The sequence below is a fragment of the Paraburkholderia sp. J76 genome (assembly GCF_905220295.1).
GTDB lineage: Bacteria > Pseudomonadota > Gammaproteobacteria > Burkholderiales > Burkholderiaceae > Paraburkholderia.
This window is the reverse complement of the sequence record NZ_CAJMZJ010000009.1, coordinates 107,889-131,037: the sequence shown is the minus strand read 5'-3', so window position 1 is coordinate 131,037 and position 23,149 is coordinate 107,889. Positions and strand designations below refer to the sequence as shown.

General features: G+C 67.1%; 24 protein-coding genes. 7 read left to right on the top strand and 17 right to left on the bottom strand.

Annotated elements, in window-relative coordinates; all coding sequences use genetic code 11:
• Positions 1–36: 36 nt before the first annotated feature.
• Positions 37–363, bottom strand: a complete 327-nt coding sequence (locus tag U5768_RS18790; RefSeq protein WP_322031900.1) for a DUF2917 domain-containing protein — start codon at positions 361–363, stop codon at positions 37–39.
• A 101-nt stretch (positions 364–464) separates the two neighbouring features.
• On the opposite strand from U5768_RS18790, the gene U5768_RS18785 reads away from it, so the two are divergent.
• Positions 465–1,442, top strand: coding sequence for a transcriptional regulator GcvA (locus U5768_RS18785; protein WP_322031899.1), 978 nt, complete (start codon positions 465–467; stop codon positions 1,440–1,442).
• Between the two features lie 74 nt (positions 1,443–1,516).
• Here U5768_RS18785 and U5768_RS18780 read toward each other — a convergent pair whose 3' ends face one another.
• The 10 genes from U5768_RS18780 to U5768_RS18735 all read right to left on the bottom strand — a co-directional run bounded on the left by U5768_RS18780 (position 1,517) and on the right by U5768_RS18735 (position 10,819).
• Complete coding sequence (locus U5768_RS18780) at positions 1,517–1,804, bottom strand: DUF493 family protein (protein WP_322031898.1); 288 nt, start codon at positions 1,802–1,804, stop codon at positions 1,517–1,519.
• The gene (locus tag U5768_RS18775) at positions 1,801–2,760 is read right to left on the bottom strand and encodes an aminotransferase class IV (protein ID WP_322032027.1); all 960 of its coding nucleotides are present in this window, start codon (positions 2,758–2,760) and stop codon (positions 1,801–1,803) included. The genes U5768_RS18780 and U5768_RS18775 overlap by 4 nt, the downstream gene beginning before the upstream one ends.
• A 29-nt stretch (positions 2,761–2,789) precedes the next feature.
• A complete protein-coding gene (locus U5768_RS18770; RefSeq protein WP_322031897.1) occupies positions 2,790–4,091 on the bottom strand; it encodes a D-alanyl-D-alanine carboxypeptidase family protein in 1,302 nt (433 codons plus the stop codon).
• Between the two features lie 279 nt (positions 4,092–4,370).
• Entirely contained in the window at positions 4,371–5,003 is a 633-nt protein-coding gene (locus tag U5768_RS18765) for an alpha/beta hydrolase (RefSeq protein WP_322031896.1), read from the bottom strand.
• Positions 5,004–5,049: 46 nt separating this feature from the next.
• A complete protein-coding gene (locus tag U5768_RS18760; RefSeq protein ID WP_322031895.1) occupies positions 5,050–5,376 on the bottom strand; it encodes a (2Fe-2S) ferredoxin domain-containing protein in 327 nt (108 codons plus the stop codon).
• A 178-nt stretch (positions 5,377–5,554) separates the two neighbouring features.
• Positions 5,555–6,892, bottom strand: a complete 1,338-nt coding sequence (locus U5768_RS18755; RefSeq protein ID WP_322031894.1) for a VanZ family protein — start codon at positions 6,890–6,892, stop codon at positions 5,555–5,557.
• An 81-nt stretch (positions 6,893–6,973) separates the two neighbouring features.
• Entirely contained in the window at positions 6,974–7,651 is a 678-nt protein-coding gene (locus U5768_RS18750; RefSeq protein WP_415913932.1) for an ABC-type transport auxiliary lipoprotein family protein, read from the bottom strand.
• 78 nt (positions 7,652–7,729) lie between these two features.
• Positions 7,730–8,695, bottom strand: coding sequence for an MlaD family protein (locus U5768_RS18745; protein ID WP_322031893.1), 966 nt, complete (start codon positions 8,693–8,695; stop codon positions 7,730–7,732).
• A gap of 58 nt (positions 8,696–8,753) precedes the next feature.
• Positions 8,754–9,635, bottom strand: coding sequence for an ABC transporter ATP-binding protein (locus tag U5768_RS18740; protein ID WP_415913936.1), 882 nt, complete (start codon positions 9,633–9,635; stop codon positions 8,754–8,756).
• A gap of 50 nt (positions 9,636–9,685) precedes the next feature.
• Positions 9,686–10,819, bottom strand: coding sequence for an ABC transporter permease (locus tag U5768_RS18735; protein WP_322031891.1), 1,134 nt, complete (start codon positions 10,817–10,819; stop codon positions 9,686–9,688).
• A gap of 329 nt (positions 10,820–11,148) precedes the next feature.
• Between U5768_RS18735 and U5768_RS18730 the strand changes: the two genes are divergently transcribed.
• The 3 genes from U5768_RS18730 to U5768_RS18720 are packed head-to-tail and all read left to right on the top strand — an operon-like array spanning position 11,149 to position 13,147.
• Positions 11,149–12,060 carry a biotin--[acetyl-CoA-carboxylase] ligase gene (locus U5768_RS18730; protein WP_322031890.1) on the top strand — a complete coding sequence of 304 codons (912 nt, stop codon included), beginning with the start codon at positions 11,149–11,151 and terminating at the stop codon, positions 12,058–12,060.
• The gene (locus tag U5768_RS18725) at positions 12,057–12,854 is read left to right on the top strand and encodes a type III pantothenate kinase (protein ID WP_322031889.1); all 798 of its coding nucleotides are present in this window, start codon (positions 12,057–12,059) and stop codon (positions 12,852–12,854) included. Before U5768_RS18730 ends, U5768_RS18725 begins: the two co-directional genes overlap by 4 nt.
• Before the next feature lie 53 nt (positions 12,855–12,907).
• A complete protein-coding gene (locus U5768_RS18720; protein WP_322031888.1) occupies positions 12,908–13,147 on the top strand; it encodes a hypothetical protein in 240 nt (79 codons plus the stop codon).
• Positions 13,148–13,169: 22 nt separating this feature from the next.
• On the opposite strand, the gene rfaE2 is transcribed toward U5768_RS18720, so the two are convergent.
• From rfaE2 to U5768_RS18690, 6 genes are all read right to left on the bottom strand, one after another.
• Positions 13,170–13,661 (bottom strand): D-glycero-beta-D-manno-heptose 1-phosphate adenylyltransferase, encoded by a 492-nt coding sequence (gene rfaE2 / locus U5768_RS18715; protein ID WP_322031887.1) that lies wholly within the window; start codon positions 13,659–13,661, stop codon positions 13,170–13,172.
• 142 nt (positions 13,662–13,803) lie between these two features.
• Entirely contained in the window at positions 13,804–14,673 is an 870-nt protein-coding gene (locus U5768_RS18710) for an acyl-ACP desaturase (protein ID WP_042265644.1), read from the bottom strand.
• A gap of 612 nt (positions 14,674–15,285) precedes the next feature.
• Positions 15,286–16,017, bottom strand: a complete 732-nt coding sequence (locus U5768_RS18705; RefSeq protein ID WP_322031886.1) for a PhaM family polyhydroxyalkanoate granule multifunctional regulatory protein — start codon at positions 16,015–16,017, stop codon at positions 15,286–15,288.
• Positions 16,018–16,102: 85 nt separating this feature from the next.
• Positions 16,103–16,927, bottom strand: a complete 825-nt coding sequence (locus U5768_RS18700; RefSeq protein WP_322031885.1) for an enoyl-CoA hydratase/isomerase family protein — start codon at positions 16,925–16,927, stop codon at positions 16,103–16,105.
• Between the two features lie 59 nt (positions 16,928–16,986).
• Positions 16,987–18,117 (bottom strand): ABC transporter substrate-binding protein, encoded by a 1,131-nt coding sequence (locus tag U5768_RS18695; RefSeq protein ID WP_322032025.1) that lies wholly within the window; start codon positions 18,115–18,117, stop codon positions 16,987–16,989.
• Positions 18,118–18,328: 211 nt separating this feature from the next.
• Entirely contained in the window at positions 18,329–19,321 is a 993-nt protein-coding gene (locus tag U5768_RS18690) for a fumarylacetoacetate hydrolase family protein (RefSeq protein ID WP_322031884.1), read from the bottom strand.
• A 106-nt stretch (positions 19,322–19,427) separates the two neighbouring features.
• Here U5768_RS18690 and U5768_RS18685 point away from each other — a divergent pair, with 106 nt between their 5' ends.
• The 3 genes from U5768_RS18685 to pcaD all read left to right on the top strand — a co-directional run bounded on the left by U5768_RS18685 (position 19,428) and on the right by pcaD (position 23,022).
• A complete protein-coding gene (locus tag U5768_RS18685; RefSeq protein ID WP_322031883.1) occupies positions 19,428–20,333 on the top strand; it encodes an IclR family transcriptional regulator in 906 nt (301 codons plus the stop codon).
• Positions 20,334–20,419: 86 nt separating this feature from the next.
• Positions 20,420–21,805: a DUF3108 domain-containing protein gene (locus U5768_RS18680; protein WP_322031882.1), complete on the top strand. Its 1,386-nt coding sequence runs from the start codon at positions 20,420–20,422 to the stop codon at positions 21,803–21,805.
• Positions 21,806–22,233: 428 nt separating this feature from the next.
• Positions 22,234–23,022 (top strand): 3-oxoadipate enol-lactonase, encoded by a 789-nt coding sequence (gene pcaD, locus U5768_RS18675; protein ID WP_322031881.1) that lies wholly within the window; start codon positions 22,234–22,236, stop codon positions 23,020–23,022.
• Positions 23,023–23,149 lie beyond the last annotated feature (127 nt).

Here is a 23,149-nt window from a genome sequence, read left to right as displayed (position 1 = left end):
CCTTCCATCGCCGCCGTTTTACTACCACTCGTACGATCAAACCGTGCGCCAGCCGTCGCCGATGTGAACGCCCGCGCGCTGTGCGGCGCGCGCGGCAAGGTCCACCACGCGCTCGCCCAGGCGCGCCGGCACGGCGAACCGCACCCACGCTGCCGCGCCGCTTTCCGCGCCGATCCACAGGCGCTCGCCGCGCCGCAGCCGCAGCGTGTGGCCGGGTTCAAGCCAGTAATCGGCGGTGTCGTCGCTGCGCGTGATCCACACGGTGCCGCATGTCACGGTCAGCCGCGTGCTGCGCGTAACGCGCACTGAAGCCGTTTGGTCGGCCGCCACTTCAAACGTGATATCCGAAGAAATTTCTCTCATTTTTCGCTCCGAATGACCTGCTCCGATGGCTACAATCGTAGACACCATAAGGGGTCGAGCAAAACGATCAATTTTCACGCCTATGTGAGAAAAAATACGATATGGATTTGCGCCAGCTACCCGCGCTGAATGCGCTCAAGGCCTTCGAAGCCGCCGCCCGCCACGAAAGCTTCTCGCGCGCGGCCGACGAACTGTTCGTCACGCACGGCGCCGTGAGCCACCAGATCCGCGCGCTCGAAGCGGAACTGGGCGTGGCGCTTTTTGCGCGCGACGGCAAACGCGTGCGCGTGACCGACACCGGCCGCCGCTACGCCGGCCAGGTGCGCGAGGCGCTCAACCAGCTCGCGCACGCCACGCAGGAGATCCGCGCGGGCGACCGCGACCGGCGGCTCGTCGTTTCGATGCTGTCGTCGTTCGCCGCGCGCTGGGTCACGCCGCGCATCGGCGGCTTTATCGAGGCGCATCCGCAGTGGGACGTCGAGTTGCAATCCACGAATTCGCTCACCGACTTCGCGCGCGACGACGTCGACGTCGCCATCCGTTTCGGCTACGGGCACTATCCGGGGCTGCATGCCGAGCTGCTGCTCGACGAGATTTTCTTTCCCGCCTGCTCGCCCGACTTCAACGGCGGCGCGCTGCCCACCGATCCGCACGAACTCGCGAAGCTGCCGCTCCTGCGCTCGGACGACGAACTCTGGCGCCCCTGGTTCGACGCGGCGGGTCTCCAGGACCTGCCCGAACCGAAGCGCGGCGTGCTTTACCAGGACTCGTCGAACCTGCTGCAGGCGGCCATGGACGGCCAGGGCATCGCGCTCGTGCGCCGCTCGCTCGCCATGCACGAGATCACGCTCGGCCGGCTCGTACGGCTCTTCAAGGACGTCGACGGCCCGAGCCCCTGGCGCTATTACTTCATCTGTCCGCCGCAGCGCATGCAGACCGAGCGCGTGCGGGCGTTTCGGGACTGGGTGTTCGACGAAGTGGCGCGCTTCCGGCGGCTCTACGAAGATGCCTGCGAAGCCGGCCCGCTGATAACGGCCGCCGCCGCTGCCCAGCGCGCGCGGGCGGGCGACGTGCCCTGAAGCCAAAGGCGCAGATGCGGCAAGGGCCGCACAGGTGTGCAGCCCTTGTTGTTTAAAACCGCTACCGCGAGCGCTTACAGCACGATCTTCACCATCGGATGCCCGGTGAGCGCGCGGTAGATGTCGTCGAGATGCGCCTGGCTCGTGGCGCGCACCGTGACGGTGAGGCCCGTGTAGTTGCCGCCGCTCGACGGCCGCGTTTCGATGGTCGTGGCATCGAAGCCGCCATCGAATTCGCGCAGGACCGTCACGATGGTGTCCTGAAATTCCGGATGCGTCTTGCCCATCACCTTGATCGGGAAGTCGCAAGGAAATTCGATCAGCGATTCCTTCGCTCCGGGCTTGCCTGCTTGCTGTGTCACGTTCGTATCTCCACTTCCTGTAGCGCGGCGGCCGGTGCGCGCACAACCTCCGCCTCGCGTTGCTTCGCGCGCTGATACGCCGCGTAAAGCGCCGCGTAAACCGGGCCCGGCTTGCCGCCGCCCACCGGCTTGCCGTCGAGCGCGACGACCGCCAGCACTTCCTTGGTTGCCGACGTCACGAGAATCTCGTCCGCCTCGCGCAATTCGGCTTCGGAGACTTCGCGCGCTTCAAAACGCACGCCGCACTCCGCGGCCAGTTCCTCGATCAGGCCGTAGCGAATGCCTTCGAGAATGCGATTGCTGCGCGGCGGCGCGAAGAGCGCGCCGCCCTTCGCGACCCACACGTTCGCCGACGAAGCCTCGGTCAGCCAGCCGTCGCGCAACTGGATCGTCTCGAACGCGTCGTTTTCCGCCGCGTGCTGCGCCATCAGCACGTTGCCGAGCAGCGAGGTCGACTTGATGTCGCAATTCAGCCAACGCTTGTCTTCTGCGCTCACGCAGCGCACGCCATGCTCGCGCTGCGCGGCGCCTGGCAGCTTGAGCGGATTGACCATCGCGAACACGGTGGGCGTGGCCGCTGCCGGGAACGCGTGGCCGCGCGGCGCCACGCCGCGCGTCACCTGCACGTAGAAGTTGGCGTGAGCGTCATGCGCAAGCGCGCCCGCAGCTTCGTTCGTCTCGATCAGGCGCGCGACCAGCGCGCGCCAGCCCGCTTCGTCGAACGGATTCGCAATGCCGACCTTCTCCAGCGAACGCTTGAGCCGCGCGAGATGCTGCGCCATGCGGAACGGCACGCGCACCTTGCCTTCGCCATCGGCCGTGTCGAGCGCATACACGGGCACGACCTCGTAAATGCCGTCGCCGAAGATAAAGCCGCGATCGAGCACGGGAATGCGCGCTTCGGAAAGCGGCGTGATCTCGCCGTTGAGCCAGACGAGCGGCTCGCCCGCCTGCATCTGCCCTTGTGCCACTGAAGTCCCCGTCATCACTTCTTGTTGACCATGAGCATGAGCGAATCCCACACGCGGCCCACGATACCGGCTTGCGGCACGGCTTCGAGCGCGACGAGCGGAACCTGCGCGAGCACCTTGCCGTCCGGGCCCACGAACTTCGCCGAGCCGACCTGCTGGCCGAGCGTGAGCGGCGCGATCAGCGGGCTGTTGAGCGTGACCTGCGGCTTGGCCTTCTCGGCGGCGCCCTTGGGCAGCGTCACGTACTGGTCCTTCTGCACGCCGACCTTCACGGCGTCGAGCGTGCCCTTGTAGACGCGCGGCGTCGCCACGGCCTGGTTGGCCTGATAGATGCGCGTGGTGTCGTACGCGCTATAGCCGTAGTTCAGCATCTTCAGGCTGTCCTGCACGCGGTCGTGTTCCTTCTGCTCGCCCATCATCACCGAGACGAGACGGCGGTTGCCGCCGCCCGCGAGCGGACGCTTCGCCGACGCGATCAGGCAGTAGCCCGCGGCCTGCGTGTGGCCGGTCTTCAGGCCGTCGACCGTCGGGTCGATCCACAGCAGGCGGTTGCGGTTCGGCTGCTTGATGTTGTTGTACTTGAACTCCTTCACCGAGAAGATGTTGTAGTACTCGGGATAGTCGCGGATCAGGCGCGCGGAAAGCGTGGCGAGGTCGCCGGCCGTCGTGTAGTGATTCGGGTCGGGCATGCCGTTCACGTCGGCGAAATGCGTGTGCGCCATACCGAGCTTCTGCGCTTCGGTGTTCATCATGTTGACGAAGTTCGCTTCGCTGCCGCCCACCAGTTCGGCCAGCGCGATGGCGGCGTCGTTGCCCGACTGCACGATCATGCCGTACACGAGGTCGTGCACCGAGACCGGCTTGTTCGCTTCGATGAACATGCGCGACTCGTCGTTCTTCACGCGGCGCACGGCTTCGCTCGGCGTGACGACCTGGTCCATCGTGATCTTCTTGCTCTGCAGCGCCTCGAACACGAGGTACGCGGTCATGAGCTTCGTGAGCGATGCGGGCTCGACGCGCTCATCGGCATTGCCGGAGGCGAGCACCTGGTTCGCGGTGGCGTCGACGAGCACCCACGAGCGCGCGTTCACGCCCGGAGGCGGCAGGCCGCCGAGCACGTTGTCGGCGGCGGTGCCGACAGCCACGTCTGCTTGCGGCTGCGCCTGCACTTTCACGCCCGCGGTGTGTGCGGGCGTGCGTGCCAATGCATCCGCGCCCGCGAGAAGCGTGGCGGGCAGGAGCGCTGCGAGCGTGACGTTGCGAACAATGGAGGAAGAAACGAAAGAAGACGGATGGCCGGAGGAAAGAAAACGCATAGGTTCAGGTCGGGCTGAATTGGGACAGAGTGAACGTAGCGCGCCATGCGGCGCACGGTCGGTGAAAGCCGGAATGCGGGTGCCGTACATGCGCCGGTCGCGGCGCAGGAAGCACAAAATTGGCGAACATTATACGCGCCGCGTCGTGGCGAATTTTCGCGATGTCACACGTTTGCGCAGACCTGTCGTGCATTTTTCGTGAATTTGCGTCGGCATATGGGCGATGACGAACGGCCTGCATCGGGCCCCGAAACATCGGCGGCGGATGCAAATCAAACGTCAGCGCCACGCTTCGACGATGATGCGCTTGAGCACATGCAGCTTGCGGTGCAGGAAGTGTTCTGCCCCCGGAATAACGACGATCGGCAATTCTTGCGGCCGCGCCCATTCGTACACCGACAGAATGGGCACGGTTTCGTCGAGTTCGGCATGAATCACGAGCGTGTCTTCGCGCACCGGCGAGACCTCCCAGCGGCTCGCCGCCGTGCCGACGAACACCATGCGCTCGATCGCGCCGCCTTCTTCGAGATAGCGCTTCGCGACGTGCGAGAGCACGAAGGTGCCGAACGAAAAGCCCGCGAGCACGAGCGGCACGTCGGCCTGGCCTGGTTGCGCGCGCATATAGGCGATCAGTTCGAGCAGATCGTCCTGCTCGCCAATGCCGTTGTCGTGCGTGCCCGCCGTTTCGCCCACGCCGCGAAAGTTCGAGCGATACGTCGTGTAGCCGAGTTGCACCAGCGTGCGCGCGAGCGTTTGCGCGACCTTGTTGTCCATCGTGCCGCCAAAGAGCGGATGCGGATGCGCGACGAGCGCAATGCCGCGCGGCGCCGTGCCGGCGTCGGGCACGTCGAGCGCGCATTCGATCTTGCCGACGGGACCGTCGATCTGGAATTTTTGTGTCTGGGCGTTCATCGTGCGGCAGTCCTTATCTGTCCATGAGCGGTCAATCAGCAATCGATCAGCGGTCGATCTTCAGGCGCTCGACCACCTGGCCGTTCTGCAGATGCGAGACCACGATTTCGTCGATGTCGCTCTCGTCGATATACGTGTACCACGTGCCTTCCGGATACACGACGACGGCCGGGCCCTCCTCGCAGCGGTCGAGGCAGCCCGCCTTGTTGATGCGCACCTGGCCCGGGCCCGCGAGGCCGAGCTGTTTCACGCGTTTTTTTGCGTACTCCTGCATGCCTTGCGCATTGCAGTTTCCGCAACTCGGGCGATCCGCGCCGGGGTCGCGCTGGTTCAGGCAGAAAAAGACGTGGTACTTGTAGAACGAATCGGTCATGGCGTGGGCACCGGTGAGTGTCGGGCGGTGTGCGCAGGCTTGCTGAAAGCGTGTGGCCCGCCGCCTGAGGCGTTGCATGGCATATGCGCGGACGCGGGCGCGGCTGCGCGACGATCCGGTCGATTATAACGAGCGCGGCGTGAACGCTCCGGCGAGCGCCGCGCGCCTCGACGTGAACTCAGGCGTCCTGGCGAGCGCGCTTCGCGGCGCGCCGCACGAGCCACGCGCGTTCGAGCGAGAACGCCGTCCATGCGAGCGCGGCCCAGGGCCATGTCCATGCGAGCCAGCGCGCGAGGCCGTTGAAGTGCAGGTAGCGGCCCTGGCGCCAGTCCGCGAGCACGACGTCGAAATACGGGTTCACGGGCAGCACGTTCACGAGCACGAGGGCCGCGGCGAGCGCGAGCGCCGCCGCCGCGGCGCGCACGGCGCGCGGCAGACGCAAGGCGAGAAACGCGAGCAGCGCGCCCCACACGAGGCCCGCGAGCGCGCCCGGCGTCGCCCAGTCGAAGATGAGCCCGCTTTGCGATTGCAGAAAGGTCGCGCCCACCTTGACGATGAGTGTCACCGCAATGAGCGCGACGACGAGCCGCGCACGCGGCGCGCGCGAGCGCATGGGGAGCGTCGCGAACGCCGCCGCGCCAAACAGGTTGAGCGTCGTGACGATCGCTTCCCAGCCGCTGTCGGGCAGGCGCGCCGCGAGCATGTCGGGCAGCGAACGTAGATGCCAGGCGGCGGGCGTCCAGGCGAGCACGGCGTCCTGCATCGAGCCGTCGAGGCGCAGCCAGAGCGCGCGCGCCCACTCGCCGAGACCAAAGAGGCGCGGCGTAGGGTACATCGTCGCGAATGGCCAGAGCGCCGCGAGCACCATCGGCACGGCGGCGTCGCGCTCGAACCAGCGAAAGCGCAGGCGGCGCAGGAAGCCGCGTTCGAGCAGCGCGCCGGTGGCGGGCGCAGCAACGAGCGCCCCAAGCAACGCGCCGAGCGCATTCGAGGCGAGATCGAGATTGGAGGCGACGCGCGTGGGCAGCCAGGTCTGCACGGCCTCCATTACGCCCGAAAGCAGCGTGCCCGCGAGTGCGGCCAGCAGCACCGCGCGAACGCCGCGCCAGCGCGGCCACACGGCAAGCACGGCGAGCGCGCCGAACGGCATGTAGCCGAGCACGTTGGTGACGATGTCGAAGACCGTCCAGTAGCGCGGCCAGGGATCGCCGAGATACGCGAGGGGACTGAGGCCGAGCGAGCGCCAGCCGGAGAACGGATACCACGAACCGTAGACGATCAGCGCGGTATAGAGCGCGAGCGACTGGCGCGAGAGCGTCGAGGTCTGGCGCGGCGGCGGCTCGCGCGTGGCGGCGGCCGCGGGCGATGGCGCAGCCGCGGCCGTATCGCCGCTGACGCTCACGCCGCGCTCCTCGCCTGCCTCGCGCTCGCCGCCGCTCTGGCCACCTTCGTCGCCGTCCATCCCGCGCCGCCCGCCACGCGGGGCGCGCAGCCGGAGCCGTCCCGCTTCGATCATGCCGCTATCCTGCCCTTGCCCCCAATGCCGCGCCGCGCACCGTTGTCGCGCAACGCCGGTCCGTGTTCGTCGATGCGTCCGTCAAGGCGTGCCCGCGAACGACTGCGTGCTCAGCCATGCGCCGAGCTGGTTCGCGAAGTCGTCGCTGGCCGCCTGCAGTGCGTGCACGCCGCCCGCGGCGTCCGGCGTAGCCGCCGGCGCGCGCGTGGCGAACGAGCGCTGCGCCAGCACCCTGCCGCCCTGCATGAGCGTGGCGCGCGCGGCCAATACGCCCGCGCTTTGCGTCGGGCTCTCGAACACCTGCTCGAACTCGTACAGTTCGATCTTGAGCAACGGCGCCTGCACGGCGTCGCCGCCCGCGAGCACTGTCGCATACGCGCCGAGCGACGTGCGCAGGCGTTCCGTGAGGAGGCGCGCGGGCGACATCGTCCAGCGGCTGTTCGCGTAGCGGGCCGTGCGCTGCGAGTCGAAACTCATCCGGTAGAGGATGCCGTCGTTATCGAGCGGCGGCGGCGCGTTGACCGCCAGCACCTTCAGGAGCGGCCTGGCGCCCGGCGTCGCTGGCGCGACGGGAGCACCCTGAGCGCCCGGCGCCTCCTGGGAGGACTGCAGCCCGAGGTCGTAGCGAACGTCGTTGACCGGAGCCGGATTGCCCGCGCAGGCGGCCAGAAGCGCGCCGAGGGCGAGCGCCGCCAGCCAGGCTGAGCCCCTCGCCGCGGCGCGTTGCATCGATCGGGGCAGGCGTGATGTGCGTGACATTGCGTTTCCTTCCTTGGCGCGCGGCGTTTGCCCCGCGCGGAGTACATCGAATGGTGCTGCGTACGGTCCCGGCGCGGCCTACTTCGTCCCCGCGGCGGATGGCCACGCGAAGCCCGGCTCGCCGGGCCCGGGCGCGGGCTGCGGCGCGCCGCCGAACAGCAGGCTGCGCGGGCTCGTGCTGAAGGCGCCCGCCGCGCGGTCCACGGAGCGCATGGCCGAGCGCACGTCGTCGGTGAGCGAATCGACCCGTGGCAGCGTGTCGTAACCCACGCGCGCCGAAAGGTCCTCGATCGAGGCGTTGATCGAGGTGAGCGCCGCGCCCGCCTGGGCGGCCGCCGTGCCGGCCTTGTTCAGGTTGGTCTGGAACGGGCCGTCCGGGCGGTTCATGCTCGTGATCAGCGTGTTGGTCGAGTGCAGCGTGCGCTGCAACTCCGTCACCGCGCCCGGCAACTGCTTCGTGGCGGGCTGAAGCTGCTGGGCAAGCACGTTCACGCTGCTCGCGGCCTGCTGCAGGCTGTTCACGGCCAGCATCACCTGCTTGCGGTTGTCTTCGGAAAGCATTTCGTCGATGTCGCCCGCGATGTTGTCGAGCTTGCGCAGGAGCGCGTCGCCGCGGCGCTGAAGCTGGTCGAGCAGGCCCGGGCGCAGCGGCAGTTCCGCCACGTGCGCCTGCGAAGAATGCAGCGGCGAGAGGTCGATGCCGTTGTCGTCGAGCTGCACGAAAGCGATGCCGGTCACGCCCTGGAGCGCGAGCGAGCCGAACGTGGAGCGCGTCATCGGCGCCTTCTGGTCGACGAGAATGCGAATGCGGATCTGGCCCGGATGCTGGGTATCGAACTTGATCGACTGCACCTTGCCCACGTCGATGCCGCGAAAACGCACCGACGCGTCCGGATAAAGGCCCGTCACACTGGAGCGCGAAATGAGGTCGTACGGCACGCGCACGGTGTGGTCAGCGCTGAAGAAGATGACGACAAGCGCGATCACGATGAGCAGGCCTATCGTGAACATGCCCGCCCAGAACGCATGCGGTTTGTTTTCCATCGTCAGATTCCTTCGTAGGCGGCCGCCAGGCGCTGGCCAGGCCGGTTATGCCGGTGCCCTACCACGGCTTGTACCCCACGGCTGCGGGAGCGAGCGCCGCCGGCGGCAGCTTCGCGCGCCGCTCGGGCGGCAGCGCCTGGAGCGCGCGGCGACCGCGCATGCCCAGAAAGTATTCGCGGATAAACGGATGATCGACGCTCGCCGCCTCCTCCACCGGCGCCGCCACCAGCACGCGGCGCTCGGCGAGCACGGCCACGCGCGTGGAGAGCGCGACCATGGCATCGAGGTCGTGCGTGACCAGCACGACGGTGAGGCCCAACGCGCGGTGCAGCGTGCTGATGAGTTCCACCACTTCGTCGGAGGAGCGCGGATCGAGCCCGGCCGTGGGCTCGTCGAGAAAGAGCAGTTCCGGCTCCAGCACGATCGCGCGCGCGAGGCCCACGCGCTTGATCATGCCGCCCGAGAGCGCGGCCGGCATCTTCGAGGCGTGCTTGCACGGCAGCCCGACCATTTCGAGCTTGAGCATCACGATGTCGCGCAGGAGCGCGGCCGGCACCTTGCCAAGCTCGCGCACGGGCTGGGCGATGTTGTCGAACACCGTGAGCGACGAGAACAGCGCGCCTTGCTGGAACAGCATGCCGGTGCGCGTGCGCATGAGGCGGGCGCGCTCGGGGTCGATGGTCGAGATGTCTTCGCCGAACATCTTGATGGTGCCCGACGTCGGCTTTTCGAGCCCGAGGATCTGGCGCACGAGCGTGGTCTTGCCCGAACCGGAACCGCCCACCAGCGTGACGATCTCGCCGCGGCGGATTTCGAGGTTCAGATGCTGGTGGACGATGTTGCGCCCATAGCGCTTCGAGAGATTCTCAACCTCGATCACCGGCTCGCCGATGGCCGGCAGCGGCAGATCCTGCGCGACCTCCCGCAGCGGCGTGGTGATCGTGCCGGTGGTTTTCGTCTCGATCGTCGTAACCGTCGTGCCAGTCGTGCTCATGAGAGCCCCACGTTCTGGAACAGGATCGCGAACACGGCGTCGGCGAGAATCACGATCGTGATCGACGTGACGACCGAAGTGGTCGTGCCCTCGCCCAGGCTCTGCGAATTCGCCTTGATGCGAAAGCCGAAGTGACAGCCCACGATCGCCACCAGCATGCCGAACGCCACTCCTTTGCCAAGGCCGATCCACACGTTGGCGATCGGCACGACGCTGGGCAGCGAGCGCATGAACCACGAAATGTCGATGCCCAGCACGATCTTCGCCGCGATCGCGCCGCCTAGCAACGCAATGATGTCGGTCCAGATCACGAGCAGCGGCATGGCCACGCCGAGCGCGATCACGCGCGGCAGGATCAGCCGCAGGCCGTGCGAGATGCCCATCACGCGCATGGCGTCGAGTTCTTCCGTCACGCGCATCACGCCGATCTGCGCGGTGATGGCCGAGCCGGAGCGCCCCGCCACGAGAATCGCCGAGAGCACGGGCCCGAGTTCGCGGATCACCGCGAGACCCAGAATGTTGACGATGAACTGGTTCGCGCCGAAGAGCCGCAATTGTTGCGCCGAGAGGTACGACAGCACGATGCCGATCAGAAAAGCGACGAGCGCCGTGATGGGCAAGGCGCGCGCGCCGGCGTTGTAGATGTTCGCCGAAATCTCGATCCACGGCGTGACTTTGGGCCGGCGCAGCACGAGCAGCAGGTCGAGAATCACCCGCCCGAACATGGCGACGCCGCCGTACAGGTGGTCGAAGAACGAGAAGATCGCGAGGCCGAGCTGCGTGACCGGGTCGATGCGCACGACGCGTTCCGCCGGCTCGCGCACGGAATCGAGCAGCGCGATGCGCTCGAAGATGTCGCGCTGCGTTTGCGTGAGGTCGACGAGATCGGCGGGCAGCTTGTGGCCCCACACGCGCCAGAGCGCCTGGCCGCCCACATGGTCCATGCGCTCCACGCGGGAGAGGTCCCATTCGCCGATGCGCTCTTCGGCGAGCGCGCGCAGACGCCGCGCCGCGCCGCCCTGATCGCGGTCGCGCGCGAGCGCGAGCGCCGTCCACTGGCCAGACAGGCGCACGGTCTTTCCGTGGGTGCCGGCCGAGACTTCAAGGCCGGGCGGCGTGTCTTGATTCAAGGGTAAGCACTCGACGGGCGGTGTGAGCAAACATTGTAGCGAACGCGCCCCGTTTCGGCGGTCCGAACGCGCACGGCGCGCATTCCGACACGCGCCGGGATATGGATAACGCTCTGGATAACTTGTGGGCTGCCTGTGAGCAGGCTGTGAATTGCCTAAAAATTAAGCAGATTGCGCGAAAACCTGCGGCGCGGGTATCGCCTTCGGCAACCTTCGCCCTCCGTCGCCCCTGTGGATGATTCCGTGGATAACCTGTGCGCCGCCTGTGGACCGCTTGTGGATACCGCACATTTTCAGGTCGCAACGCCCCAGCCACTACAATATGAGACATGAATGCGACGCCCCCCACCCCCGATACTCCGAGCGCCGGCGACTGGCGCATCGACCGTAACCGCGCGATCGAGCTGTTCGGCCCCGCCGCGCACGACTGGCCCATCGAGATCGTCGAGGAAACCGGCTCGACCAATGCCGACCTCATGGCGCGCCTGAAGGCGCTGCCGCAAAAGCGCACCGCGCTCGCGCGCCCGATCGTGCGCGTGGCTTATCTGCAGACGGCTGGCCGCGGCCGGCGCGGCCGCACCTGGGTCGCGCAGCCCGGCGACGCGCTGCTGTTTTCCATCGGCTGCGTGTTGCCGCGCCCGATCGAAGGGCTTGCGGGCTTGAGCCTCGCCCTCGGCTCGGCGCTGGTGGACGGTCTGCGCACGCTGCCCGTGAGCGCGCCGGGGCAAATCGCGCTCAAGTGGCCGAATGACGTGCTGCTCGAAGGGGACAAGCTGGTAGGAATTCTGGTGGAGACGGCCTGGACCACGCCCGACGCCACGGCGGTCGTGATCGGCATCGGTACGAACGTGCGCGGCGAAGATGCGCTCGCGGCCAAAGTCGAGGCGCTCAACGCCGCGGGCGGCAGCGCGGCGGCCGTGCCCGGCACGACGCCCACGGCGCTTTCGCGCGCGTGGCCGAACGCCAATCTCACCGACACGCTCGCCGCCGAACTCAACGCGCTCGAAGCGGCGCTGCAACGCTTCGGCGCGGCGGGCTTCGCGCCCTTCCAGGCGCGCTGGAACGCGTGTCACGCGTACGCCGGCCGTGAAGTCGCCATCTACGAGCAAGGGCGGGAATTGCTGCGCGGCACGGCGGCCGGCGTGGACGAGCAAGGCCAGTTGCTCGTCGATACGCCGAACGGGCGCGAGGCCGTCACGGCCGGCGACGTGTCGCTGCGGCTCGCGGACGGCGGCGCATGAGCCGCGGGCCTTTTCTCCTGATCGACGCGGGCAACAGCCGGATCAAGTGGGCGCTCGTCGCGCAAGACGGGTCGCGCCTGCACGCGGGCGCGATGGATCACCTGCGCGTTGACGGCGCGCAGTGCTCCTCTGCTTTTGAAACCGGTTGCAAGGAATGGTCGGCGCTGCCCCGGCCCGCTGGCGCGTGGATTTCGAACGTCGCGGGCGCGGCGGTTGGAGAGCGGCTCGACGCGCTGGTCGAGGCGCAGTGGCCGGGCCTCACGCGCAACGTCGTGCGGGCCGGCGCGCGGCAATGCGGCGTGACGAACAGCTATGCCATGCCCGACGCCCTCGGCAGCGACCGCTGGGCCGGCATGATCGGCGCGCACGCGGCGTATCCGGGCGAACCGCTCCTGATCGCAACGTTCGGCACCGCCACCACGCTCGAAGCCCTGCGCGCCGATGGCACATTCGTGGGCGGCATGATCGCGCCGGGCTTCACGCTCATGATGCGCTCGCTCGGCGAGCACACGGCGCAACTGCCCGTGGTCGCGGGCGGCGTGGCGGATGCCGCACATCCGGGCATTGCCTTCGCCACCGACACGCGAAGCTCGATCTCGGCGGGCTGCGCGCTGGCGCAGGCGGCGCTGGTCGAGCGCGCCTTGGCCGATTTACAGGACGCGTGGAGAATCCCGGTGCGGCTCGTGGTGAGTGGCGGCGCCGCAGCCGAAGTGACAGCGGCGCTCAAGGTGCCGCATACTCGCCACGATGCCCTGGTGCTTTCGGGCCTGGCGCTCATCGCGGCGCAACCCTGATCCGCTGAACCGGTCCTGAAACTGAACAAACGACTTCGAAGGAGCTTCACACGATGCTGCGCTGGCTGATCGCCATTCTGATTCTCGCCAACGGGCTGGCCTTTGCGGCTATTGCCGGCGTGTTCGGCCCGACGCCGTCGTCGGGCACGCGCGAAACCCAGCACCTGAACCGGCAGATTCACCCCGAGCGGCTCGTGGTGAAGGCCATCCGGCCCTCCGAATCGGCCGACGTGCCGACCGTCGGCGGCCCGGTCGCGGAGCCCGCCGTACAGGCGTCGACGCTCGCGCAATAACGGGCAATAGCGCAACCGGAAGTTATTTCGAGCCTTCCTGGGCCCGCACCTTCTGCAGCAGTTTGGTCGTGGAGCGGTCGTGCTCGAACGCGATCGCGAGCGCCCGGCCGCCCCAGCCGCGCACCAGAGCGGACTCGGGCAGCGCGTCCATGTCGTAATCGCCGCCCTTCACGAGAATGTCCGGACGCACGGCTTCGATCAGCTCGATGGGCGTTTGCTCGCCGAACTGCACGACCCAGTCCACGCTCTCCAGCGCCGCCAACAGCGCCATGCGGTCGTTCTCGTTGTTGATGGGGCGGTCGTCGCCCTTGCCGAGCATCTTCACCGAAGCGTCGCTATTCACGCCGACGATCAGCGTGGCGCCCAGCGCCTTCGCATCCGCGAGATAGGTGACGTGCCCGCGGTGCAGGATGTCGAAGACGCCATTGGTGAACACCACGGGGCCACGCAGCGAGGCGCGCAGTTGCGCGAGCGCGTCGCGGGTCGTGATCTTGCGTTCGAAGGGAGCGGGCATGGAATGAGGCTCGGATAAAAAATGGGCGTCGATCAAAAAGGGGAAGCGCGCCAATGAAAACGGCCCGTCACGCGAAAAGCGCTTCGGGCCGTCCCGGTCGCGGCGCGCAACTTCAGGCGCGTACGCGAGATGTCCCGGCGCGTCAGGCCGGCTGCTGCGTGCCCTGCTCGGCCTGCAGACGCTGCACCACTTCCTTGCGGTAGCGGTTCAGTTCCTGCGCCGTGCTGAACGTGCGCTCGAACAGGATCGAGAGGTTGTGAAGAATGCGCTCGATCACCTTCTTTTCCCAGCCGTCGTCGAAGCGGATCTGTTCGTCGAGCCAGCGCTCGAGCCATTCGGGATCGGGCAGGCGCGACTGCACGGTGTCGCGCGGGAACAGCGCCTGGTTCACGTGCAGGTTCGTGGGGTGCAGCGGCTTTTCGGTGCGGCGCGCCGACGCCATTAGCACGCCGATCTTCGCGAACGCCGCGCGCGCGACGTCGCCGAAATTGTTGAGCGCCTTCTTCATGTAGCGCAGATACGCGCCGCCATGGCGCGCCTCGTCGCGCGAAATCGTTTCGTAGATAGCCTTGATGACCGGCTCCGTGTGCCATTCGGCGGCGCGGCGGTACCAGTGGTTCAGGCGGATTTCACCGCAGAAGTGCAGCATGAGCGTTTCGAGCGGGGGCGCCGGATCGAACTCGAAGCGCACGGCGTGCAGCTCTTCTTCGGTCGGCACCATTTCCGGCTTGAAGCGGCGCAGGTATTCCATGAGCACGAGCGAATGCTTTTGCTCCTCGAAAAACCACACGCTCATGAACGCCGAAAAGTCGCTGTCGTGGTGGTTGTCGCGCAGGAACATTTCCGTGGCCGGCAGCGCCGACCATTCGGTGATCGCGTTCATCTTGATGGTCGCGGCCTGCTCGTCGGTGAGGAGCGACGCGTCGAACTTGTCCCAGGGAATGTCCTTTTCCATGTCCCAACGGACCGATTCGAGCGATTTGTAAAGTTCCGGATAAAGCATCGTGTTCATAGTCCCGCCCCTGATCTGCGCAAAAACGCGCATGACGAATTCGTAGCGTGCCGCGGGATCCGCATGGAACGCGGCCGCGCAGGCAAAAAGCATTTAATTTTACGCGGTATCCGGCCCTCTGGACGCAATCGCGGACCGGCTAACGCAATGGGCGTTGCCCCACGACAATCCAGCCAACCGGAATGAAGGCGCCGTCGTGGATTCTGGGTAGTTGCTCCGTTCCTCGAACCCGGCCGCCCGATACCGCTGATCACCACCGAAGCCCGCAAAGCGCATCAGCCGTCACGCGGGCAGATGCGACACAATGCCGCACCTCGCGCACCTATGTCGCACTCTCGCGCCCACGCTCGACATCCTGATGCCGCTCGTTTGCCGGCTGTTTTTTCAGGGGGCGAACCTCCCGCCCGCCAAGGCCGTGGAACCCGCGCGGCGAAGCAGCGCCACGCCGCCCGCGAGTCCCACAAATGACCAGAAAAACCTTACACAATAATAGCATGCCGGTCTTTCAGTTCCGCCGCGCCGCAAGTCCATGAGCGCGCCGAGTCCGTCTTGCGCCTGGCGGCTGGGAGCGGCGCGATCTGCCGGATCGAGCCGTCGCCGAAAGCCAGCGCCTTATTCCGGCTGCGCGGGCGCCTTCTTCGCGCCGCGCGGCGCGCTGCGGCCCGCCGTGCTGCTGCTGTTGCCATTGCCGCGTTTGGCGGTGCCGCCGGGTTTGGCCGCCGCCTCAGTCTTCGCCTGCGCCTCGCTCACCGCTTCGGCGGCGGCTTGCGCCGCCTGCGCGGCAGCGGCCGGTTGCGCCATCGCGAATTGCGCGAGCTGGTTGAACTGCGCCTGCACGAGATTCCACCACGAACCCGCATCGAAGCCCGGCGGCGCGGATGCCGCGCCCTCGGGCGCAGCGCCAGCGTCCGCGGCTTCGGGCCGGGCGGCCTGTTCGCGCGACGCGCTCGACGCTCGCGGCGGCTCGCTATCGGCGTGTGTCGGGGTCATCTGCGCCTGCGCGAACGCGCCGAATGCGCGCAGCGTGGAAAGCGTTGCGCGCTGCACTTCGAGCGCCTGGATGGCGGACTGCAGCATCCCGAGATTGAGCTTGAGCCACTGCTCGACGGCGCGAAGGTCGGTGATGCGCTTGTCGAGTTCCTCGATATTGGTGAGCGGCGTCATCATGTCGGACATCATCGAAAGCGACGGGCCGAAAGCTTGCGCCACGCCCGGTTCGCTGCCCGGAAATGCGCTGCCGAACGGCGTGAGGCGCATCATCCCCCACATGCGGTCGAGCATTTCGGCGGGCGGAAAGCCCGGAAAACCCGGGAACGGCGGCATGTTGCCTGCTGGGTCGGTCATGCGGATCTCCCTCGCTTAGATAGGTGGTCAAATGCGCGCGCTGGGCGCCGCAAAACATTCTGTCGATGATAGCGCGCGGAACCGCTCAGAACGGATCGCCGCCCGGAAAATCCGGCGCGCGCCGCTCGCGCAGCGACTGCACGCCTTCGCGCACGTCGGGGCCCGCAAAGCCCATGAATTCGAGCGCGAGCGACGTGTCGAAGGTCGGCCCCGCCATGCGCAGCCAGTTGTTGAGCGCGTACTTGGTCCAGCGCACCGCGGTTTGCGAACCGCCCGCAAGACGCTTCGCCACTTCGAACGCCTTCGGCAGCAGGTCGTTCTCGTCCACGGCGAGCGAGACGAGGCCGATGCGCTCCGCCTCTTCTCCGCTCACGGGTTCGCACAGCAGCAGGTAGTACTTCGCCTTCGCCATGCCGCACAAGAGCGGCCACACGATCGCCGCGTGATCGCCCGCCGCGACGCCCAGGCGCGTATGGCCGTCGATGATGCGCGCCGTTTTCGTGGCAATCGAAATGTCGGCGAGCAGGCCCGCGACGAGCCCCGCACCGACCGCCGGGCCGTGCATGGCCGAAACGATGGGCTTGCCGCAGTTGATCACGTTGTAGACGAGATCGCGCGCCTCGCGCCACACGCGCGCGCGCACGTCGAAATGCGTAGCCATGTCCTCGACGAGCTTCAGGTCGCCGCCCGCCGAAAAGCCTTTGCCCTCGCCGCGAATCACGGCGACGCGCGCGTCGGGATCGCGGTCCACGTCGCGCCAGATTTCGGCGAGTTCGCGGTGCATGTCGGCGTCGGCGGTCGCGAGGCCGCTCTTGTTCGCGCCCTCGCCGCTCATCACGATCTCGACGATGCCGTGCTCGTGCCGCCGCACGCGCAGAGCCTGATAGCGGGCGTAAAAAGGATCGTTCATGGGCGGACCTCCTTTGCTTCGGATTACTGATTACGTAGAAACGATTGCCGTGCGGCGCATCAATGCGGCTGATACACCCACTTGCCATCGCGGATCTCGACCATCACGCGCGAGCGCGCGTCGAGGCCGAGGTGATCGGTGGCGCTCATGTTGACGACGCCGTTGGTGTCGTGCAGATCGTGCGTGGCCTCCAGTGCGTCGCGCAGCGCGTGGCGAAACGCGGGCGTGCCGGGCGCAGCCGATTTGAGCGCAACCGGAATCGCGTTCTGAAGCAGCAGGCCCGCGTCCCACGTGTACGCGCCGAACGCCGACACGGTGCCCGCGCCGTTGCGTGCTTCGTAGCGCGAAATATAGTCGAGCGCGACGCGCCGGCCAGGCGCGTCCTCGGGCAGTTGCGCGGCCACGAGCACCTGGCTCGCGGGCAGGAACGTGCCGTTGCAATCGGCGCCGCACACGCGCAGGAAGTCGCGGTTGCCCACGCCGTGGTTGTGATAGATGACGCCCTTGTAGCCGCGCTCCTTGAGCGTCTTCGGCGGCAGCGCGGCGGGCGTGCCGGCCGCGCCCACCACGACGGCGTCGGGATGCGCCGCGACGATCTTGAGCACCTGGCCCGTCACGCTCGGATCGGTGCGATTGAAGCGCTCGTTCGCGACGAGCTTGATGTTGTGCTGCTGCGCGGCCTTCGCGATTTCGGCGTAAAACGTCTCGCCGAGCGCATCGGCCTGGCCGATGTAGGCGAGCGTCTTCACGTTATGCGCGGCCGCGTGCTCCATGATCGCGCCGGCCATCATCGCGTCGGTTTGCGGCGTCTTGAACATCCAGTGGCGCTTGTCGTCGACAGGCTCGATGATCTTCGCCGACGATGCGAGCGAGAGGGTGGGCGTCTCGCCTTGCGCGATCACGTCGAGCATGGCGAGCGAGTTGGGCGTGATCGACGAGCCGATGATCGCATCGACATGCTGTTCGTCGATTAGCTTCTTCGTGTCCTGCACGGCCTGGGTGGTGTCGGAGGCGTCGTCGAGCACGATGTACTGCACCTTCTGCCCCGCGATCTCGGCGGGGAACATCGCGGCGGTGTCGCGCGCGGGAATGCCGAGCGACGCAGCCGGGCCCGTGAGCGAAAGCACGAGGCCGATCTTGACCTGCGCGAGCGCAAGCGTGGGCGCGCAGACGCTGAAAAGCAGGGCGATACGTGCAGCAAGACGGCTGGGGCGAGAAGCGTTCACGGTGTCTCCTTCGTTATACGTTCTTTCTTCGCTTTTTCTGGATGCAGATGCTGCGTGCTTCCACGGCTCGTACCTTGCCTGGTCTCGTCGATGCCCGCCAGGCGAAAAGGGCGTTCGCCAGTGTAGCCGTACGCGTGGCGCGCGGCATCCGGCGAAACCCTTCAGCGCGTGTGCATCACGGCTCGCCGTGAAGCGCAGCCACGGCCTGGTCGATCGCGCCGAAAATCGACTTGCCCGCTTCGTCGAACATCTCGATCTTCACGCTGTCGCCGAACTTCATGAACTCCGTGCTCGCCTCGCCGCTTTCGATCATTTCGAGGCAACGCTTCTCGGCGATACAGCAGTAACCGCGTTTGGCGTCCTTGTTCGAGACCGTGCCCGAACCGACGATGGCGCCGGCGCGCAGATTGCGCGTTTTCGCGGCGTGCGCGATCAACTGGCCGAAGTGGAACACCATGTCCGTGCCCGCATCGGGCTGGCCGACCTTCTTGCCGTTCCAGTGCACAACGAGCGGCAGATGCACGCGCCCTTCGCGCCAGTGCGCGCCCAGTTCGTCGGGCGTGACCATCACGGGTGCGAAGGCGCTGGCCGGCTTGCTCTGGAAAAAGCCGAAACCCTTCGCGAGTTCGGCGGGAATGAGGTTGCGCAGCGAAACGTCGTTCACGAGCGTGACGAGCCGCACGGCGCGCAGCGCTTCGTCGGGGCTCGCGCCCATCGGCACGTCGCCGGTCACGACCGCGACCTCGGCCTCGAAGTCGATGCCGAACGCCTCGGACGCGCACACGATGTCGTCGCAAGGCCCGATGAAGTCGTCGCTGCCGCCCTGGTACATGAGCGGGTCGGTCCAGAACCCGGCGGGCATTTCCGCGCCGCGCGCGCGGCGCACGAGTTCGACGTGATTCACGTACGACGAACCGTCGGCCCACTGGTACGCACGCGGCAGCGGCGCCATGCAGTCGCGCGCGTCGAAGCTGAACGCGTTGCGCGCGCGGCCGTAGTTGAGCGCGTCGTAGAGTTCGGCGAGCTGCGGCGCGTAGAAGCGCCAGTCGTCGAGCACGCGCTGCAGCGTGGGCGCGATCGCGTCGGCGATGGCGGCGCTGCGCAGGTCGCGGGAAACGACGATCAGTTGCCCGTCGCGGGTGCCGTCCTTCAGCGTGGCAAATTTCATGGAATGAGGCGTGAGTGACGATAAGGGAAATGTATTCTACGATGGTGAATCGACGGGCCCCAAGCGGGCGCGCCGCTCATCGCATTTTCAACACCACAACGCCTCCATGCCGCCTACCGTCCGATCCGCCTCGCCGCGCGCGAGCGCCACGAACGCCGAAGATCTCGCCGACGCTCTCGACACAGCCGACGCCGCCGACACCCCGGAAGGCGCCGAGGCCGGCGAGGAAAAGCTGCGCTCCGGCATTCAGTCGATCGAAGTGGGCTTTCGCCTGCTCGAAGTGCTCACGAACGAGCCGCGCGCGATGATGCTGCGCGACCTTGCGCAACGCGCGGGCATGAGCCCGGCAAAGGCGCACCGCTACCTCGTGAGCTTCATGCGACTCGGCGTCGTGGCGCAGGACCCGCTCTCGGGACGCTACGAACTGGGCGGCTTCGCATTGCAGCTTGGACTCGCGCGCCTCGCGCGCGTTGACGGCGTCAAACTCGCGCGCCTCGCGCTCGCCGAATTGCGCGACGCGCTCGACATCACCGTGGGCATCGCCGTGTGGGGCAACCAGGGGCCGACCGTCGTGCACTGGCTCGAATCGAGCCACCCCGCGAAAGCGTCGCTCAAGCTCGGCGACGTCATGCCGATGCTCAGTTCCGCCACCGGTCTCCTGTTCGCCGCCTGGCTGCCGCGCAGCAAGACCGCGCCGATGATCGAGCGCGAACTCGCGGGCGCGCAGCACTACTCGTACGGTTCCACGCCGCGTACCGCGCAGGCGCTCGAAGTCGCCCTCGCGGAAGTTCGCGAGCACGGCGCGGCCCGCGTGGAAGGCATGTTGCTGCCGACCATCCACGCGTTCTGCATGCCCGTGTTCGATGCGAGCGGCGAACTCGCGCTCGGGCTCATCGCGCTCGGTCACGAAGGCGCGTTCGATATCGACTGGAACGGCACCGTGGACACCGCGTTGCGCGCATGCGCAGAAAAGCTCTCCTACGAATTGGGGTACAGTCCGACGCCGCGCTGAAGCGCCCGGGTTCCTGCGCGTGCCTCGTGGCTTGTGTCACAGTAACGTACGACAGATACCGATCAAGCGACACACCGACTCCGCCGATGTCCACTCCCTCCACCCCGCGCGAGGCACGCCGTCTCGACGCCGACTCACGCCCGTCACAGCGCTCGCGCGCGTGGCGCTGGGTGGTCGTGTTCGTCGCGGTCACGGCGTTCCATTGGCTCGCGGCCGAGTGGTTCGAGCGGCACCACGGCGCGCCGCCGCCCGTCGCGCACGTGCGCGTGCCGGTGCAGGTGGCGCTTCTCAAACCGCAGCGCATCGAACGCGAAGCACGGCCCGCGGGGCCAGCGGCCGCACCCGCGCATGCCGCGCCCAAACCCGCGCCGAAGCCTGCCGAGCCGCACACGCTGCGCGCGGCGGCGCCGCCGGAGCCGCATCCCAAAGCGCCTGCCTCGCCGCCGGATACGCAAGCGGCGTCCGCGCCCGCAGCCGCTTCAGAAAGCAACGCGAACGCAGCCGGCACGAATGGCGCAAACGGTACGGCCAGCGCCGCGCCCGGCAACGGCAAACAGCCTTCGGCGCAAGCCACGCAGGCTTCGCACGGGCTGAAGTTTTCGGTGCCTCCATCGGGAGAATTGCAGTACGACACGTTCTATAACGGCGTGCGCAATCAGCCCGGCACGATCCACTGGTCAAGCGACGGGCAACGCTACGACATGGTCGTCCGCGTGCCGCTGCCCTTCGTCGGCGAGTTCAGCTGGACGAGCAAGGGCCGCGTGGATGCCTTCGGCCTCGCGCCCGATCAGTACATCGAAAAGCGCGGCCATCGTCCTTCGGATGTGACGATTTTCAATCGCGCTGACAAGCAGATCGTGTTCACGCGCACGCCCAATTCGCTCGCGCTGCCCGATGGCGCGCAGGACCGTTTCAGCATGGTGATGCAACTCGCGAGCCTCGTGCGCGGCGACCCCGATGCGTACAAGCCGGGCGTCACGCGCGAGTTCTATGTCGCGGATAACGACAGCGGCGAGACGTGGCCCATCACGACCATCGGCGACGAAACCGTGAGCACGGATCACGGCCAGGTCACGGCGCGCCACTTCATGCGTCTGCCGCGCCGCGAAGGCGACAAGCGGCGCATCGACGTGTGGCTCGCGCCGTCGCTCGGCTGGTTGCCAGTGCGCCTCGTGCAGACCGAGCCGAGCGGCAACCAGTTCGAACTGGTGTGGCGCGGCGCGCTCACGGTGCCGGGCGCGGCGAGCGCGATGAGCGCCCCCTCGCCGACAACGCCCTCCGCACCCGACACAACGCCGGCACCATCCGCAACATCGGAGGCTGTACCTGCATCGGCGCCACAGCCGCCTGCGCAACCGGCATCGCCCGCCGACTCATCCATCAATCCGCAGACGGAATCGCCGCCGCAACCGTCCGCGGACGACGCACGACCTTCGGGCGCCTCGCCGGGCCCGGCGCCCGAGCATCCCTGAGCGCGCAATCGCACAAACCGTCGGATTCAGGCGGCGTGCTCCACGACACAACTTCGCGAAATAGCGCATACTGCAATCGCGCCATGAGGCATGAATCGCACGGCGTCGCGCACTACCTAGGCCAAAAACGAAGGCCCAAAAAACAAGCAGACAAAACCAGGCGGCGACATGCCGCGCGCGAACAACAGATCAAACAGATCAGCGAACGCACATCGGCAACAACAAACCGATACGACGCTGCAAAGACGAACAAAATCGGCACAACAGAATAAACAGCGCAGCAACAGGGACGCGACACACAAGCTAACGAACATCGCATCGCGCATCGTCCGCGTGCTCCGGGCGCGCGGATTGCTCCACCAGCATCGCGTGCATGCAGTACCTCGCAAACGGCTTGACTCCCAGCCAGGAAGGCGAAGGAGGAACCCATGCAAGTGACTGTAAACGGCATCGATACGCACTATGTCCTCGACGACAGGAGCGGTGGGCCGGCGCTGGCGTTCATTCATCAACTGGGCGGCGACCTTGGCGTGTGGGACACGCTCGCCGGACATTTCCGCCATCGCCACAACGTGCTGCGCCATGACGTGCGCGGGCACGGCGCGAGCGCCGTCGCGAGCGAGCCTTTTGGCATCGCGGAACTCGCCGCCGACCTCGCTGCGTTGTTCGACGCGACCGGCATCGAGCAAGCGCATGTGGTCGGCATGTCGATGGGCGGGATGATCGCGCAGCAGTTCGCGCTCGATTACCCCGAACGCGTGATCACGCTCGCGCTGTGCGACACGTCCAGCCATACGCCGCCGCAAGCGCGCGAAATATGGAACGAGCGCGCCGCCACGGTGCGCAGCGAGGGCGTGGGGGCACTCGCCGACGCGACGATGGCGCGCTGGTTCACCGCCGACTTCCGGCACGCGCATGCGCCGACTGTCGAGCGGATTTGTGACGTTTTATTACGGACACCTTCAGAAGGCTATGCCATGGCCTGCGAAGCACTGCGCGATTTCGACGTGCAAACGAGACTCGCGCAACTACGTGTGCCGACGCTCGCGGTAGCGGGCCGCCACGACAGCGGCACGCCGGTGGCCGTCACGCAGGCGCTTGCAAAGGCCATAGAAGGGTCGCATTTCGTGGTGCTCGATGCCGCGCATCTGGCCCCGGTAGAGGAGTCGCACCGTTTCACCGCGTTGCTCGAAACGTTTCTCAAGCAGGTGGTCTAAGCAGTTCCAGGTCAAGGCATCACGGCAGTGGCACTAGACGCAGTTGAGCAGTGAAGTATAAAAAAGGGAGAGCAGTCCACATAAGAGGTGATGCGGGACCCACCCCTTGAATTCCAGAACGAACGCT

Coding starts and splice junctions, on each gene's coding strand:
- U5768_RS18770 (WP_322031897.1), bottom strand. CDS start 4,091: ATGCGTTTTCTTTCCTCCGGCCATCCGTCTTCTTTCGTTTCTTCCTCC.
- U5768_RS18755 (WP_322031894.1), bottom strand. CDS start 6,892: ATGATCGAAGCGGGACGGCTCCGGCTGCGCGCCCCGCGTGGCGGGCGG.
- U5768_RS18730 (WP_322031890.1), top strand. CDS start 11,149: ATGAATGCGACGCCCCCCACCCCCGATACTCCGAGCGCCGGCGACTGG.
- rfaE2 (WP_322031887.1), bottom strand. CDS start 13,661: ATGCCCGCTCCCTTCGAACGCAAGATCACGACCCGCGACGCGCTCGCG.
- U5768_RS18720 (WP_322031888.1), top strand. CDS start 12,908: ATGCTGCGCTGGCTGATCGCCATTCTGATTCTCGCCAACGGGCTGGCC.
- U5768_RS18765 (WP_322031896.1), bottom strand. CDS start 5,003: ATGAACGCCCAGACACAAAAATTCCAGATCGACGGTCCCGTCGGCAAG.
- U5768_RS18790 (WP_322031900.1), bottom strand. CDS start 363: ATGAGAGAAATTTCTTCGGATATCACGTTTGAAGTGGCGGCCGACCAA.
- U5768_RS18785 (WP_322031899.1), top strand. CDS start 465: ATGGATTTGCGCCAGCTACCCGCGCTGAATGCGCTCAAGGCCTTCGAA.
- U5768_RS18745 (WP_322031893.1), bottom strand. CDS start 8,695: ATGGAAAACAAACCGCATGCGTTCTGGGCGGGCATGTTCACGATAGGC.
- U5768_RS18705 (WP_322031886.1), bottom strand. CDS start 16,017: ATGACCGACCCAGCAGGCAACATGCCGCCGTTCCCGGGTTTTCCGGGC.
- U5768_RS18710 (WP_042265644.1), bottom strand. CDS start 14,673: ATGAACACGATGCTTTATCCGGAACTTTACAAATCGCTCGAATCGGTC.
- U5768_RS18750 (WP_415913932.1), bottom strand. CDS start 7,651: ATGTCACGCACATCACGCCTGCCCCGATCGATGCAACGCGCCGCGGCG.
- U5768_RS18690 (WP_322031884.1), bottom strand. CDS start 19,321: ATGAAATTTGCCACGCTGAAGGACGGCACCCGCGACGGGCAACTGATC.
- U5768_RS18700 (WP_322031885.1), bottom strand. CDS start 16,927: ATGAACGATCCTTTTTACGCCCGCTATCAGGCTCTGCGCGTGCGGCGG.
- pcaD (WP_322031881.1), top strand. CDS start 22,234: ATGCAAGTGACTGTAAACGGCATCGATACGCACTATGTCCTCGACGAC.
- U5768_RS18775 (WP_322032027.1), bottom strand. CDS start 2,760: ATGCAGGCGGGCGAGCCGCTCGTCTGGCTCAACGGCGAGATCACGCCG.
- U5768_RS18725 (WP_322031889.1), top strand. CDS start 12,057: ATGAGCCGCGGGCCTTTTCTCCTGATCGACGCGGGCAACAGCCGGATC.
- U5768_RS18760 (WP_322031895.1), bottom strand. CDS start 5,376: ATGACCGATTCGTTCTACAAGTACCACGTCTTTTTCTGCCTGAACCAG.
- U5768_RS18680 (WP_322031882.1), top strand. CDS start 20,420: ATGTCCACTCCCTCCACCCCGCGCGAGGCACGCCGTCTCGACGCCGAC.
- U5768_RS18685 (WP_322031883.1), top strand. CDS start 19,428: ATGCCGCCTACCGTCCGATCCGCCTCGCCGCGCGCGAGCGCCACGAAC.